Source organism: beta proteobacterium MWH-UniP1, from assembly GCA_036362785.1.
Lineage (GTDB): Bacteria > Pseudomonadota > Gammaproteobacteria > Burkholderiales > Burkholderiaceae_A > Lacustribacter.
Genome location: CP143625.1, coordinates 1,247,954 through 1,262,557, shown reverse-complemented (window position 1 = coordinate 1,262,557; position 14,604 = coordinate 1,247,954). Strand labels below are relative to the sequence as shown.

The window sequence follows — 14,604 nt, the reverse complement described above, 5'->3', positions numbered from 1 at the left end:
AGACTAACTGAGTTTTAAAAGCCGTGCCGAATTCAAGACGACCAGAAGTGAGCTGCAAGCCATTCCGATGGATGCCACCAGGGGGCTGATCATGCCTGCTGCAGCAAATGGAATTGCAATGATGTTGTAGGCCAGCGCCCAGGCCAGATTCTGGTTCAGGATGCGTTTGGCACGATTGGCCATGGCCAAGGTCTGCACCACGCCCATCAGGTCGGAGCGAAGCAGGTAGATGTCGGCCTTTTGTTTTGCAAGTGGTGCGGCACTGTGCACGGCAATGGAGACGTCGGCCTGGGCAAGCACCGGCGCATCGTTATGGCCATCTCCCACCATTAGCACTACCGCGCCATTGGCCTGAATCTCTTGGACTTTTTTCTGCTTCGCATCAGGTGTGAGTTGGGCCAGGGCGTGATTGCTGTCGATGGCCAGCTGTTGTGCGAGCTGTGTCACGCGGGGCGCCTGATCACCGCTGAGGCACCAGATGGTTTTTTTCAACTGACGCAAACGGGTCATCAGTGTGTGTGACTCTGGCCGAGGCGTGTCTTCAATTGAAAAGCCAGCAACAATTTGTTCATCGATCGACAAAAAGACCGTGCATTGCTCAGGCAGATCGTGCCGTTGATTGAGCGGGTCGGTAAACCGACGTGACCCCAGTCTGAGCTGCTGCCCCTGCCAATGGGCGGCAACCCCCAGGCCGGCATGGAGTTGTGCCTGCTCGGCGACAGCCAGGGGTTGGGTAAGCCCCCTGGCGGCGATTTCTTTTGCGGCTGTTTGGGCGATGGCCACAGCCAAGGGGTGTTGGCTTTGATGGGCGATGGCATGGACCGCAGGCCAGCGGTCAGGATCACCAAACACCATGTGGACTTCTGATTGCGAAGGATCGGTCAAAGTGCCGGTTTTATCGAACACCACATCGGTGACCGACGTCACGCGCTCAAGTGTTTGTGAGCTTGAGACTGCCACCCCCAGTTCTAATAACCGCGCCAAGGCAGCCGCATAGGCCGCTGGACCCGCCATGGACAGTGCGCAGGGGCAGGTCACCACCAAGACCGCGATCACCGAGGCCAGCCAGACTTCTGTGGGCTGATGCATGGCGACTGACCATCCAACCAAGGCAAGCGTTACCAACAGAATGCCGGCAGTGAAGTGGCTTCCGATGCGATCGGCCCAGGCCACCCATTTGGGCCGATCGGATGCAGCCTCTTCAGCAAGACGCGACAGGCGCGACAGCGTGCCATCGGAGACACGCGTGTCAATCGCCACTTCGATGGTGGGGCCAAGATTGATCGCGCCCTCGGTGACACGTTCGCCCTGATGAACACTGACAGGTAAAGATTCACCGGTAAGCCAAGCGTTATCCAAATCGGTGCTTGCGGATTGCAGCAGACCATCGGCGGGAATGCGGTCGCCCGATTGGACGCGTACAAGGTCACCGGGTTGCAAATTCCACGCCGCAACACTGCCTGGGTTTGGCGAGATTCGATGGGCAAGGGTGGGAATCGCGGTAGCTAATTTTTCTCGCTGAATAGAAGTTCGCGCCCGTATCTTCGACTCCACCCATCGGGCGCCCAACAACAAAAACACAAACATCGAGACCGAGTCGAAATAGACTTCGCCCGTGTTGGTCCACCAGGCCCACATGCTGGCGGTAAACGCAATGATTAGCCCCAGGCTGACAGGCACATCCATGCCCAGTCGGCGCTGTTGGAGCATGCGCCAGGCCGCACTGAAAAATGGCGTGGCGCTGTAGACCATGACGGGCACCGTGATCAGCATGCTGGCGGTTCGCATGAGTGAACGAATATCGTCATCCAGTGCCGCGCCCTCCAGATACTCTGGGTAGGCATACATCATGATTTGTGCAGAAGACAGTCCGGCCACAAATAACCGACGAATCGCAGTGCGCTCACCGCTTCGGCGCGATGTCTCTAATGGTGCAGATCCAATTGGCAGCAGGGCGTAGCCAATGGCCGCAACGCGTTTGGCAATCGCTGGCAGTGAAATGACCGCGGGCTGCCATTTAATGAACAGGCGTGCGGTGCTGGCATTGGCCCGTGCGGCAAGCACGCCGGGTGTTTGGGCCAGAATCTTTTCAATGAGCCATGCGCAGGCCCCACAACGCAGGCCCTCAATGGCCAGTGTGGTCTGGGCACTGTGTTGGGTCTGATCAGAGTCGGTGTTTTCTTGAACATGCTGTGCGGCCCACTCAGGGTCTTCAAGCAGCGAAGCCCATGGTGCCAGGGCTTCTAATGTGGTGACATCAAGGCCGGCAGAGGTGCGTTGTTGATAATAATTTTCTGCCCCTGCATTGACGATTGCAGTTGCGATGGCCTGGCAGCCAACGCAACACATGGGCTGCGCCGTTCCTGCGATCGTGACCTGCCAGTTGGTGTTGGGGGGAACTGGTTCGCCACAATGAAAGCAAGGCTGAGTTTTTTTTAGTCCGGTGGGATCTTGCATCTTTGTGATCCGTTAAAAATGCGTGCCACCAATACAAAAGGCATCAAGCCAATCCACGGTAATCACACCCGTGGCCCGCAACAGACCCCAGAGTCCAAAGCCGATGATCAGCAGGCCAGCTGTTTTGCGAACTGTGGGCCTTTGAAAGTAGCCTGTCGCCCGATCCGATGCCATGGACGTGAGCCACAGCGCAGGTAGCGTGCCCAGGCCAAAGGCCAGCATCCAACTCGCCCCGTTTGCGGCCGAACCCGATACCGATGCGGTGACCAACATGCTGTAGACCAGGCCACAAGGCAGCCAGCCCCAGATGGCGCCTGCCCGAAGGGCATTGGTGATTTGTTTTATCGGGTGGCGACGTTTGGGGGTCTGCGGCACAAGTGTGGCGCTCGCAAGCGGTGCCATGAATTTCCAGACCACCTGACCAATGCGCTCGATCTGAACAATGCCGCTCCAGACCTGGGCCACATGAAGCCCAAGTGCGATCAAGATCAGATTGGCCATCACAAAGGCCGCCTCCCGGATCAACACAACGGGCGTGTTGGCCAGAAAAAAACTTCCGAATGCACCAGCAAGCAGGCCCATGAACGCATAGGAGAACGCTCGGCCCAACTGCCAGGCACCAAGTTCTACGCCACGCTGCAGCGCTGTGTTGTTCAGGTTTTGTCGGTTGGTCTGGCCAGCTGCAATCGCTAAGCCACCGCACATGGCCAGGCAGTGGCCGGTTGACCAGATCCCGATTAAAAAGGCACTTAATGGCAGGCTCATTGCTGCAATTATGCGGCCTTAACGATTTAGGGCCAGGAGATGTCAGCCCAGGCCGGGGCGTGGTCAGACGGCTGTTCTTTTTTTCGTGGCGCGGTATCAATGCCGCTGTCAGTGCAGCGCTTGGCTAAGCCATCTGTAATGAGCAGGTGGTCAATGCGCAGGCCACGGTTGCGACGAAAGGCGGCCTGGCGGTAATCCCACCATGAAAAAAGATTGGCATCTTGCTCTTTTAATCGAAAGGCATCTTTTAGGCCAAGGGCCAATAGGCCTTGGAAGTGTTCACGCTCAGGCGTGGAACACAAGACCTGTTCATGCCAGGCAGCCGGGTCGTGAACATCGCGGTCTTCTGGTGCGATGTTGTAATCCCCCACCACGGCCAGCATCGGGTGGCCAGACAGCTCAGTCTGAAGATATTGTTGAATCGACGTTAACCAGCGCAATTTGTACGCGTATTTGTCGCTGCCCACTTCAGAGCCGTTGGGCACATAGACACTGATGAATCGCAGCGCCTGATCGCTGTCCGTTGATCCGGCTGCAATCGGCCGTATCGTGGCCGCAATCATGCGCACCTGCTCATCGGGAAAGAGCGGGTTGTTGATTTGAACTTGTTCAGGCGGCTGATAACGATCTTGTCGCACCAGAATCGCTACGCCGTTATAAGTCGGCTGCCCCGCAAAAACCACGTGATAGCCGGCGGCTTCGATCTCGGACTTGGGAAACTTCTCGTCAACAAGTTTTGTTTCTTGTAGCCCTAGGCAGTCGACCTGGGTCTCGGCCAACCACTCCAACACGTGGGGCAGCCGAACCCGCAGGGAATTTACATTCCAGGTGGCAATGCGCATCTTGGGGTTTGAATTCACATCAAACCGTTGTGGCGTAGTAGTGGCTCGACTTTCGGTTCACGCCCGCGGAAGGCCTTAAACGATGCCATGGCCGGCCGAGAGCCACCAACGGACAAGACTTCGCGCCAGAACTTTTCGCCCACTTGCGCATAGTGATCCAGGCCTGCCTCTTCAAAAGCGGCATAGGCATCTGCAGAGAGAACCTCGGCCCACTTGTAGCTGTAATAGCCTGCGGCATAGCCGCCAGCAAAGATGTGGGAAAAGCTCTGGGCGAAGCGATTAAATTGCGGCGGAATCAAGACCGCAATCTCTTTGCGAATATCCCAGAGCATCTGTTCAATTGATTTACCGATTTCCGCTGCAGTCGCACTGGAACTTGGTGTGAGCGCCATGTGAATTTTCATATCGAAGACTGAAAATTCAATCTGTCGCAGCATAAACATGCCGCTTTGGAAGTTCTTGGCCGCCGTCATCTTGTCAAAGAGCTCGCGCGGTAGCGGCAAACCGGTCTCGACATGGTTGGTCATGTGCGACAGGTTTTCCCATTCCCAGCAGAAGTTCTCCATGAATTGGCTGGGTAATTCCACAGCGTCCCACTCCACGCCATTGATGCCCGAGACTTCTAATTCACCAACTTGCGTGAGCAGGTGATGCAGGCCGTGGCCAAACTCATGAAAGAGCGTGATCACATCGTCGTGGGTCAGCGTGGTGGGTTTGTCGCCCACAGGCGGCGCAAAGTTACAGGTGAGTAAAGCCACAGGTGTCTGCACCAGTGTTTGGTTCGATGCGGTGTGTAGCACTCGACGGCCACGTGAATCGTCCATCCAGGCGCCGCCGCGCTTGGTGCTGCGGGCATACAGATCCAGGTAAAAGTGGCCAATCGTTTGCTGACCACGGTTGACTTCGAAGAGCTGCACATCTTGGTGCCAGACCGGCAGAGGTGCCAAGCCAATGACCGGCTTGATCTCAACCGAGAACAGGTTGTTGATCACCCGAAATAGTCCCTGCAGCACGCGGGGTAGTTGGAAATACTGTCGCACCTCGTCTTCTGAAAAGGCATAGCGCGATTGGCGTAGCTGTTCGCTGGCATAGGCCACATCCCAGGCCTGCAATTCAGGTAGCCCCAGTGATTGGGCAGCATAGGCCCGTAACTCGGCCAAATCTTTCTCGGCCGCAGGCCGCGCCTTTTGCGCCAACTCCATCAAAAAGTCGATCACCTGCTGTGGTGTGTCGGCCATCTTGGGGGCCAGGGACACCTCTGCGGCATTGGCATAGCCCAAGAGTGCGGCCTGCTTTTGCCGAAGCCGAAGTATCTCGCCCATCACTGGGCCGTTGTCATGGTCTGGCCCTTCGGTGGCGATTTCAGAAGCACGCACCGCCTGCTTACGGTAGACCTCTTCACGCAGTGCACGGTCTTTCGCAAACTGCATCACGGGGCCAAAGCTTGGGTGCTGCAGGGTGAAGACCCAGCCCGCAAGATTGCGCTTGTCGGCTTCAGCCTTGGCCGATGCAATCGCGTGCTCGGGAATGCCTGCCAATCGAGACTCTTCTTCTACATGAATGATGGTCGCGTTGGTGCTGTCCAGCAGTTGCTCTGAAAACTTTTGTTGCAGCTGGGCTAACTGGGCCTGCAGTTCAGCAAATTCTTTTTTCTCGGCATCGCCAAGTTCTGCGCCACCAAGTCGGAATGACCGGAGTGAGTTTTCGAGCGCGCGAGCACGGGCAGGGTTTTGGTGTGATGGTGTGTTGGCAGCAATTGCCTTGGTCTTGGCATAGAGCGCGGGGTTCTGGGCCAGGTCTGTCCAAAACGCAGTGATCTCGGCAAGCCGGCTATTCAGGGCGTCTCGCCACTCTGGCGAGTCCATCACGCCTGACATGTGGTGCACAGCGCTCCAGGCGCGGCCGAGCCGCTCGGTCGAATCCGTTAAGGGTTCGATCACATCTTCCCAGGTGTTGGGCGTCTGTTCGGACGTAACCCGCAGGAGCGTTTCTCGTGCATTAGCAAGCAGTTGATCCACTGCAGGGGCGACTTGATCGGGTGAAATCAGGTCGTATCGGGGCAGGGCTTGGCGATCAAGCAGTTCGTTCAGAAAAGTGTTGTGCATATCAGCTAATTTGGAGACGGCGCTCGGCAGATTCAAGGGTGTTGATCAATAGCATGGCAATGGTCATGGGGCCCACGCCACCCGGCACCGGGGTGATGGCTGACGCAATCGCACGCACGGGCTCAAAGTCCACGTCGCCCACCAGTTTGCCATCAGCAGTGCGGTTAATTCCCACATCAATCACGATGGCACCGGGCTTGACCATATCGGCGGTGATCATTTTTTGCCGGCCCACGGCCGCCACCAAAATGTCGGCCCGGCGGGTGTGCTCTTCCAGATTTTTGGTTTTGCTGTTGCAGATAGTCACCGTGGCACCAGCCGCCAAAAGCATCATGGCCATGGGCTTGCCAACGATATTGCTGGCTCCCACGATTACTGCATTGGCGCCCCGAATGGGGGCGTTAATCGAGGCCAACATTTTCATGACACCGTAAGGCGTGCAGGGCTGAAAGAGCGGCTTGCCGGTCATGAGTGCGCCGGCATTGCTGATGTGGAATCCGTCCACATCTTTATCGGCCGCAATGGCCTCGATCACCTTGTGGGCGTCGATATGGGCGGGCAGGGGAAGTTGGACCAAAATGCCATCCACCTTGGGATCGGCATTCAGCCGATTAATGCAGGCTAGCAGGTCCGCCTCGCTTAAATCTGCGGGCTGACGAATGAGCTCGGACCGAATGCCGGCTTCTTCGCAGGCCTTGACCTTGTTGCGGACATAGACCTGGCTTGCGGGGTTATCTCCCACTAGCACCACGGTCAGTCCAGGTGGCCGCTTTTTCTGGGCGCAGACAGCGGCGCGGGCTGCGGCCTCTTGGCGGATTACTTTAGACAGGGCAAGGCCATCAATCAGGGTGGCGGTCATGGCGGGAAGTAAGCGGTTGGCAAGAAAGGCCAGATTTTCGCAGGTTGTGGCGCTGGCCGCTGTGATCGGCCGGTATACCAAGTTGGGGTGGAAGAATTGGACATTTTTTGGCGAATACCCTATAGTCGTGGGCTTGCCGGAATACGGGGCTATAGCTCAGCTGGGAGAGCGCTTGCATGGCATGCAAGAGGTCAGCGGTTCGATCCCGCTTAGCTCCACCAGAATCTGTCTTCCTGGTTTTTTGGCAACAGCAGTACCCAGCGATCTGTTTCAAGTTGTTCAACAGGTCCCCTTCGTCTAGAGGCCTAGGACATCACCCTTTCACGGTGAGTACAGGGGTTCGAATCCCCTAGGGGACGCCATCACAGCGTTTTCTTTCTAAATTTATCGTTTGTTTTCAATAAGTTAGCAGATTCGGGCCCTCAAAAAATGCGGTTGAATCGCCACTAATTTCCTAGAAACTGGCCGCTCCCTCACCCTGAGATCACTTGAGAAGTCCCGGTGGTCAGAGGAGAGGCAATGGGGGTTGATTTTTGTAACTTTTAAGGTTACAGTTGTAACTAATTTAGTTACAATAAAGAGCTAACCCAATGCCTCTCCCAGCCCTGCTTTTTTCGCAATACCGCCAACAGGTAATTGGCTTGCTCTTGCTTCATCCTGAGCGGCGTTATCACTTGCGCGAGGTCGCCCGCCTGACGGGCCTGGCCGCCCCGCCCGTGGGCCGGGAACTCAATAAATTGGCAGATTTCGGAGTCTTGACCCGCGAGAAAGTAGGTAATCAATTGGTTTTCCAGGCCAATCCGAAATGCCCGGTTTTCGAAGAGCTCTCTGGAATCGCCAGAAAGACCTTCGGTTTGGGCGATGTCTTGATGAGAGCCCTTGAGCCTTATGTAGAGAAATGTCACGCCGTATTCATTTATGGATCGATGGCCAGCGGAGAGGCATCGACCATAAGTGATGTAGATGTCATGTTCTTAGGCGCGGTAAGCTTTGAGCAGGTGATTCATGCCTTGTCCAGCGCCGAGGCGGCTCTTGGTCGGGAAATCAATCCAACGATTTTTAGTCTCGAAGAGTGGCATGAAAAACTGAAGGTCAAGGACTCTTTTGTAGTGAATGTTCTTGCAAGACCCAAAATCTTTCTAATTGGTGATGAGGAAAAACTAATGAAAATTTCCTCGGGATTTAGCTCTCTTTGAACAAGCTTGACTTGATTAAACTGTGAAGAGGTCGAGGTGATCAACCTTCCCACGGATTAATCACGCTTACGCCGCATCGTAGGAATGGCGCCGTGTCGCGTGTCACGACCGTCATCTGACGGTTTAGGGCAGAAGCAGCGATCAAGCAATCCCGTTCAGGGATTGGATCGGGCACTTGAAGCGCGGCACACCGCCGGGCAATCGACTTGTGAGACGTCAATACGTCGTCCGGCGTTCGGCTCGTCCGAAGGTCGGATTGCTGCAGCTCAGGGGCCCCTCGATGATCTTTTTATGAAGAAGATCGCCCCAGAGCTATTGAGATTCCCAATTAATGTACGTATATTTAATCGGGACTTTACCCAGATCACTTGTGACTCAAGAAAGCGTGAGGGAACACTCCTTGCTCGGGCCATTGATTTTGCACACGCCGACAGGGTCTTTGCGGGGCTGCATCTAACGCGAGAAGACACACGCTGGGATTATGGGGAAAAACGATTTGTGACTTTTGGAACAATCGAGGGCCTATTTGTCATTTTGGTCTGGACGGATCGCTTCCCATCGTTACATGTAATTTCAATGCGGAGAGCAAACAGACGTGAGCAGAAAGCCTATCAAGTCATACATCAGTAAATCTGGCGAAGCGCGTACCCTCGATCAGGATTGGTTTAACTCGGCTGACCTTTATCAGGCCAATAAGCTTGTGCGACGTGGTCGGCCGGTTGGGTCTGGCAATAAAACACCGGTAACAATTCGGCTTGACAAGGAAATCGTCGAGCAATTCAAAGAAACTGGCTCAGGCTGGCAGACGCGCATGAACAATGCGCTGCGCGAGTGGCTGAAGCGCCACTCTCCAGCGAAACCTTAGTCAAGAAATCTTCAGGATTCTTTCGGAAAAATCTTGGGCTGCTGTCGCAGCATTAGGATCATCAACCTTCCCACGGATTAATCACGCTTACGCCGCATCGTTGGAATGGCGCCGTGTCGCGTCTTTCCACCATGAGCACCCCGCGTTCAAGTTCAAGCACGCTAATCGCAGACAGGTAAAGCGTGTCGATAGGCCGCATGGCTGATTTTCAGGCGAGTCGGTTCTCGTAAAGATGCGGGGGGTAAACCTCCAAACTTGGCCTTTTCATAGCGCCTTGATGAATATACAAAAACTTATATAAAATGACAACCAAGAAAGTTAACTTTCGAGGTTCATCGAAAAAAGATATTGACCTTGCAAAGAGCCGTTACGCCGAATTAATTAGAGAGCTCCGTGATGAAAACTAAAGGGTTTGCTAGCGTATGGGATGCGATTGAAGACTCCCCGCAGGTTGCGGCAAGCATGAAAGCCAGGTCCGCGCTAATGATTGAATTAAGCAAATTTATCGAGACACAGGGCTTCACTCAAGCGCAGGCCGCCGATGTGCTTGGCGTTACTCAACCGAGAATTTCAGATCTTATGCGCGGGAAGATTAATCTTTTTTCGCTGGATATGCTCTTGAATATGGCGAGTGCAGCGGGAATGTCTCCGGTACTCAAAATATCCAAGCCAAAGGCGCCACAGCCCCGTCCGGCAAAGAAACCGCTGGTAGTAGCGATGTAGTGATAAGCCCGTTTCGGTGGTTGTTTCCCGCCTGCGCGCCAAGCGCTCCAGGCGGGTTTCGTCAGATACGCAAGCCTACTTAATTAATCAATCGAAATCTTTCTGGTTTTGATGATCGTCGCCCACTGTTCCGATTCCTTTTTCATGAACGCCGCAAACTCTGCGCGGGTGGTGGGCTGCGGGGTCAGGCCATGCTTCAGTAATGCTTCTTTAACGCTGGGGTCGTTAAGTGCCTTGACGATCTCCTGGTTCCATCTGTCCAGAATCGCCACCGGTGTTTTGCCTGGGGCAACAAAGGCGTACCAGTTCAAGGCTTCAAATCCTGGGTAGCCAGATTCCGCTACTGTTGGAATGTTCGGCAGGTAATCGGGGCGCTTCAAGCCGGTTGTGGCAATTGGAATGAGTCTGCCGCTTTGGATGTGCGGAAGTGCGGTGGGCGGGGCGGCGAAATAAGATGCAACACGCTCACCCAGCAAATCCTGCAGGGCGGGCGCACCGCCTTTGTAGGGCACATGAACCATGTCAATGCTTGCTCGTTGGTTGAGCAATTCACCGGCAAGGTGGGAGGCCGACCCTGGCCCTGTAGAGGCAAAGTCCACGCTACCTGCTTTTTTCTTTTCCAGCTGTACGAACTCGGCCAGGGTTTTGACACCCACACCCTTGTGCACAACCAAGACATTCGGAAAGTTCACGCCACCCGAAATGGGTGCCAAATCAACAAATGGGTTGTAGCCCACCTTCATTAAGTGGGGGGCAATGGTGAGTGGCCCCACCGAGCCAAAAAGCAGTACGGAACCATCGGCCGCGGCCTTGGCCACTTGTTGGTGGGCGATGTTGCCGCCGGCACCACCTTTGTTTTCCACCACAACGGACTGGCCGATGTTTTGGCTGAGCTTATTGGCGATCAGGCGGGCCGCAGAGTCCGCAGCGCCGCCCGCGGCGAATCCAACGACGAGAGTGACGGTCTTTTTCGGTGGGAACTCTTGTGCCTGGGAAAGTCCGGGCAGGGCCAAGCTGGCACTGAGCAGCAAGGCCATCTGTAGCAGTTGTCTTTTCTTCATGGGGTGGTCTCCTGGGTGGTTGTCGTTTCAGTAAGTTTTAAAAGAGGGCCTAGTCGCTGCCAAGGCCGATTGGGTTGGGCTGTCGTTTTTCAACAAAGTATCTGGCAAGCGCTGCGGTTCGAAAAATTCCATGGGCGAACTTGCCATAGGGCAGCATCAAAAACAGTGCCATCACGGCACCTAAGTGCAGGCACAGGGTCAGGCCAAGGGCGGGGGTGCCCCGGGCAGCCCATAGCACCAAGCCGCTTGTTGCCGTTAGAAAAAGCAGCGCAATAAAACCACGATCCATGGTTTTTTGTGACTGGTCCCCATGCATGGGATGCCGCTTTAAATTCAGCCGCCATAGTCCCACGGTCCCAATCGTCATGCTGATCCCGCCCAGCGCGCCAAGTACCTTGGGGATGCTTGGTAGATCGTAAGGCGCGGGCAGGTTCAACAGATAGTGGTAGAGCGTGCCCAGGCTGGTTGCAGCAAAACATAATAAAAAGCCGTAGAACGTGAAATGGTGGTAGCGGCGGCGAGACAAGGTATGGGCATCGTCTTCATTGTGGCAGCCGTCGCCATGTCCGCCGTCTAAGTATTTCAGTGTCAGCACCGCATTGCCGGTCTCCATCAGAGTGGGCGCAGAGACTGCTGCGCGACTGGTGGCCGGTGTGATGTTTTTTAAAAAACGGGTGATCCCGAGTGTCAGCGCAACGGTGGCAAAGAGAAAGACTGGGGCGAAAAGTCCCACCAGCAAGTTGTGCGGAAAAATATCGTAAAAGTTGCCGCTGGCGTTATTCCAAAGCGCCTGTAGTCCTTGTCCTTTGAGCGTGACGGCCAGTACAAGAAATAAAGTAAAGCCTGCCACCAGGGTAAGGGCCAGAGTTGCCCCTTGGCGTTGATATAACTGGCCCAACGCGGGTGGCCAGGCGTAATCCTGATAGGTATGTCCACGCACTTGCGCCATGGATTGCGGCACGTTGACTGCGAATTCATGGGGGGGTGCATATTGGCAAGCGTGCAGGCATGCCCCGCAGTTGTGGCACAGGTTGGCAAGATAATGCACATCTGCCTTTGCGAAATTCAGGCGGCGCGTCATTGCGGGAAACACAGCGCAAAATCCCTCGCAGTAGCGGCAGGCATTACAGATCCGCATTTGTCGCGTCACTTCTGTTTCTGCCTTGGTCAGGTCAGAAGCCAACACAGATTCTCCGCTGGCGAGTGCACGGGCATCACGCACCAGAGTATCAAGCGATGACATGTTCAGATTCCTTCTTTGAAGCGAGTGCTGAGCGGGCTGCCTGCGTTCCAGCGATTCGCCCAAAGGCCGTGCCAATCGACATGCCCACCCCTGCGGTGTAGCCCTTGCCTAGAACATTGCCTGCCATCATTTCACCGGCAACGAAAAGATTGTGACTTGGTTGACCTGCAAAGTGAACGGCGGCTGTCTCATCTGTTTTTAGACCAAGATAAGTAAACGTCACACCCGGTTTTAGCATGTAGCCGTAATAGGGTGGGGTGTCGATGGGTCTTGCCCAGTGGGTCTTGGGTGGGGTCACGCCCTGGGTATGACAGTCATCGAGTGTGGTGTGGTCAAAGGTGCCAACACGGCAGGCAGCGTTGTAGTCATTTAACGTTTGCATGAACACGGTTTCATCGAGTCCAAGCTTTCGAGCAAGCTCGGGCAGGGTGTTGGCGGTAACGCCATCAAATACCGGGGGCATAAATCTGCCGATTGCTTTTGCATCAATGATCGAATAGCCGACCTGGCCCGGCTGCTGGGCGACCAGCCGGCCCCAAATCGCATAACGCTTTGGCCAGAAGTCTTCTCCTTCGTCGTAAAACCGTTTTGCCTCACGGTTCACCACAACACCAAGAGAAACACAGTCGATACGTGTGCAAATACCGCCGTCGTATAGCGGTGCGCGTGCGTCGATGGCCACCATGTGGGCCTGGGTTGGATCGCCAATGGCATCTGCCCCAAGGTCTAATAATTCACGCAGTAACACCCCTTGGTTAAATCGTGTTCCTCTGATCAGGAAGTTGTCGACCGGCCACTCACCCTGGGCGTTTTGCCCCCAGGCCTGGCGCAGCCAGTCGCGATTAGATTCAAATCCACCGGCAGCCAGAACACAGGCCTTTGCCTCGATTCGCTCTCCGTTGACGAAGGCGGCTTTGAATTTCGTGCCGTCTAGCTCGATGCGATCGACAGGTGCGTTGTATCGGATGGTGACGCCGAGCTGCTCTGCGCTTCGGTAATAGGCATTGACCAGTGCTTTGCCGCCGCCCATAAAAAAGGCATTGGTACGCGCTGTGTGGAGCGCGCCCGATAGCGAGGGTTGAAAGCGCACGCCGTGGCGAACCATCCAAGGCCTGCAGGTGGCAGAGGCCCGAATGACCAGCCGTGCCAGGGCCTCGTTGGTTTGCCCGCCGGTGACTTTCAGCAAGTCTTGCCAGAATTCCTCTTCGGGATAGGCATCGACCAATACATCTTGTGGTGCGTCGTGCATGCATCGCAGGTTGCGGGTGTGGGCAGAATTACCGCCGCGCCATTCGCGTGGGGCGGCTTCTAGCAGCATCACGCTGGCGCCGGCCTCGCGTGCCATTAAAGCGGCGCATAGTGCGGCATTACCGCCACCTATTACCAAAACGTCGGTGGTCATCGACACCCATCTCCCCCATGTGGACGCCCCAAGCGATTTACGAAAGTGCCTGAGATGCCGGAAATGTATGAGATCGCTGGTACAAGATGTACCCGTGTCTGGTTATAGGGGTATCACGATTTGTGATATCCCCGTGCCTTACAGGCTTCGAGTCCCCGGCCACTGCCCACGATCAACCAGGGACTTGGCGCAGTCACTGATGACGACCCTTGCGGCCAGGGCGGCGGGGGAGAGCTCTTCTTCTGAAAGGCTGCAGAGCAAATTGATGCGACGTGCTGGCACATCGGTCAGGCGGGCCCATTGAAATCGCTGTGACGCATCCGGATATCGGCCCAGGGCCGCCCACGGCTGAAGTGTGACGCCCATGCCGGCATCAACGGCCGCCATCACCATGGCCAGTGAATCGACTTCAAGAACAATGTTGGGCGAAATTCCAGCGCCAGCAAAGGCGGTGTCCAGGGTGCTGCGTAATCCGTGTGGGCCGGTGGGCAGAATCAAAGGCATATTGGCCAAATCAGTAATTGCGACTGCCTCGGGGAGATTTGGAGCGTCTGCCCGGCACATCAGAAAGAGTTCTTCCTCTAAGAGCGGCTGCACCGTTAAGCGCCTTTGTCCGGTGCTCTGTGGTGTCTGATGTAGCCGGGTGTCGAAAAGTATTGCCAAATCTAACTGTCGAGCATTCAGCATATTGGATAAATAGCCAGACATGCTCTCCACCATGTGAAGCCGCACGTCTGGATAACGTTGCCGCATGGCCTGCATTAATGGCAGCCCAAGGAGCGCCGACGTGGTGGGGGCCAATCCAATCGATACCGACCCAGACAGCCGTGCGGACTTTGCCGCGCGTGCTGCCTGCTCTGCGTGCCTCAGGGTAAGTTGTGCTTCGCGAAAAAAGGCCAGACCGGCCTGTGTGGGGGATACGCCTTGAGGGGTTCGGTTGAGCAGGCGTGTGGAGAGCTCGCTCTCTAGGCGAGTGATCTGCTGGCTGAGCGCCGACTGCACGAGATCAAGATCCAGGGCGGCCCGGCTCATCGACCCCAGTTCAACGACCCGCACAAAATATCTAAGTTGGCGTAGTTCCATTAA

General features: G+C 55.5%; 13 protein-coding genes, 2 tRNA genes and 1 pseudogene. 6 read left to right on the top strand and 10 right to left on the bottom strand.

Features of this window, described 5'->3' with window-relative positions:
• Positions 1-3: 3 nt before the first annotated feature.
• The 5 genes from AOB54_06100 to folD are packed head-to-tail and all read right to left on the bottom strand — an operon-like array spanning position 4 to position 7,028.
• Positions 4-2,457, bottom strand: a complete 2,454-nt coding sequence (locus tag AOB54_06100) for a heavy metal translocating P-type ATPase (protein WVN41073.1) — start codon at positions 2,455-2,457, stop codon at positions 4-6.
• Between the two features lie 12 nt (positions 2,458-2,469).
• Positions 2,470-3,222: a sulfite exporter TauE/SafE family protein gene (locus tag AOB54_06095; protein ID WVN41072.1), complete on the bottom strand. Its 753-nt coding sequence runs from the start codon at positions 3,220-3,222 to the stop codon at positions 2,470-2,472.
• A 26-nt stretch (positions 3,223-3,248) separates the two neighbouring features.
• A complete protein-coding gene (gene xth, locus AOB54_06090; protein ID WVN42784.1) occupies positions 3,249-4,064 on the bottom strand; it encodes an exodeoxyribonuclease III in 816 nt (271 codons plus the stop codon).
• A 14-nt stretch (positions 4,065-4,078) separates the two neighbouring features.
• Positions 4,079-6,169, bottom strand: coding sequence for a M3 family metallopeptidase (locus tag AOB54_06085; GenBank protein WVN41071.1), 2,091 nt, complete (start codon positions 6,167-6,169; stop codon positions 4,079-4,081).
• Position 6,170: 1 nt separating this feature from the next.
• The gene (folD, locus tag AOB54_06080; GenBank protein ID WVN41070.1) at positions 6,171-7,028 is read right to left on the bottom strand and encodes a bifunctional methylenetetrahydrofolate dehydrogenase/methenyltetrahydrofolate cyclohydrolase FolD; all 858 of its coding nucleotides are present in this window, start codon (positions 7,026-7,028) and stop codon (positions 6,171-6,173) included.
• 145 nt (positions 7,029-7,173) lie between these two features.
• On the opposite strand from folD, the gene AOB54_06075 reads away from it, so the two are divergent.
• From AOB54_06075 to AOB54_06065, 3 genes are all read left to right on the top strand, one after another.
• A tRNA-Ala gene (locus AOB54_06075) sits at positions 7,174-7,249 on the top strand.
• Between the two features lie 65 nt (positions 7,250-7,314).
• Positions 7,315-7,390 (top strand) — tRNA-Glu (locus AOB54_06070).
• 285 nt (positions 7,391-7,675) lie between these two features.
• The gene (locus AOB54_06065) at positions 7,676-8,224 is read left to right on the top strand and encodes a nucleotidyltransferase domain-containing protein (GenBank protein ID WVN41069.1); all 549 of its coding nucleotides are present in this window, start codon (positions 7,676-7,678) and stop codon (positions 8,222-8,224) included.
• Positions 8,225-8,264: 40 nt separating this feature from the next.
• On the opposite strand, the pseudogene AOB54_06060 reads toward AOB54_06065, so the two are convergent.
• Positions 8,265-8,426, bottom strand: a pseudogene (locus AOB54_06060) (VapC toxin family PIN domain ribonuclease).
• Positions 8,427-8,515: 89 nt separating this feature from the next.
• Here AOB54_06060 and AOB54_06055 point away from each other — a divergent pair.
• The 3 genes from AOB54_06055 to AOB54_06045 all read left to right on the top strand — a co-directional run bounded on the left by AOB54_06055 (position 8,516) and on the right by AOB54_06045 (position 9,812).
• Positions 8,516-8,854, top strand: coding sequence for a BrnT family toxin (locus AOB54_06055; GenBank protein ID WVN41068.1), 339 nt, complete (start codon positions 8,516-8,518; stop codon positions 8,852-8,854).
• The gene (locus AOB54_06050; protein WVN41067.1) at positions 8,820-9,089 is read left to right on the top strand and encodes a BrnA antitoxin family protein; all 270 of its coding nucleotides are present in this window, start codon (positions 8,820-8,822) and stop codon (positions 9,087-9,089) included. The genes AOB54_06055 and AOB54_06050 overlap by 35 nt, the downstream gene beginning before the upstream one ends.
• Before the next feature lie 396 nt (positions 9,090-9,485).
• On the top strand, positions 9,486-9,812 hold the full coding sequence (locus AOB54_06045) for an XRE family transcriptional regulator (protein ID WVN42783.1): 327 nt from the start codon (positions 9,486-9,488) through the stop codon (positions 9,810-9,812).
• Positions 9,813-9,895: 83 nt separating this feature from the next.
• Here AOB54_06045 and AOB54_06040 read toward each other — a convergent pair whose 3' ends face one another.
• From AOB54_06040 to AOB54_06025, 4 genes are all read right to left on the bottom strand, one after another.
• Complete coding sequence (locus AOB54_06040; GenBank protein WVN41066.1) at positions 9,896-10,873, bottom strand: tripartite tricarboxylate transporter substrate binding protein; 978 nt, start codon at positions 10,871-10,873, stop codon at positions 9,896-9,898.
• A gap of 49 nt (positions 10,874-10,922) precedes the next feature.
• Positions 10,923-12,116: a tricarballylate utilization 4Fe-4S protein TcuB gene (tcuB, locus tag AOB54_06035; GenBank protein ID WVN41065.1), complete on the bottom strand. Its 1,194-nt coding sequence runs from the start codon at positions 12,114-12,116 to the stop codon at positions 10,923-10,925.
• Positions 12,103-13,518, bottom strand: coding sequence for an FAD-dependent tricarballylate dehydrogenase TcuA (gene tcuA / locus AOB54_06030; protein WVN41064.1), 1,416 nt, complete (start codon positions 13,516-13,518; stop codon positions 12,103-12,105). The genes tcuB and tcuA overlap by 14 nt, the downstream gene beginning before the upstream one ends.
• A gap of 138 nt (positions 13,519-13,656) precedes the next feature.
• Entirely contained in the window at positions 13,657-14,601 is a 945-nt protein-coding gene (locus tag AOB54_06025; protein ID WVN41063.1) for a LysR substrate-binding domain-containing protein, read from the bottom strand.
• Positions 14,602-14,604 lie beyond the last annotated feature (3 nt).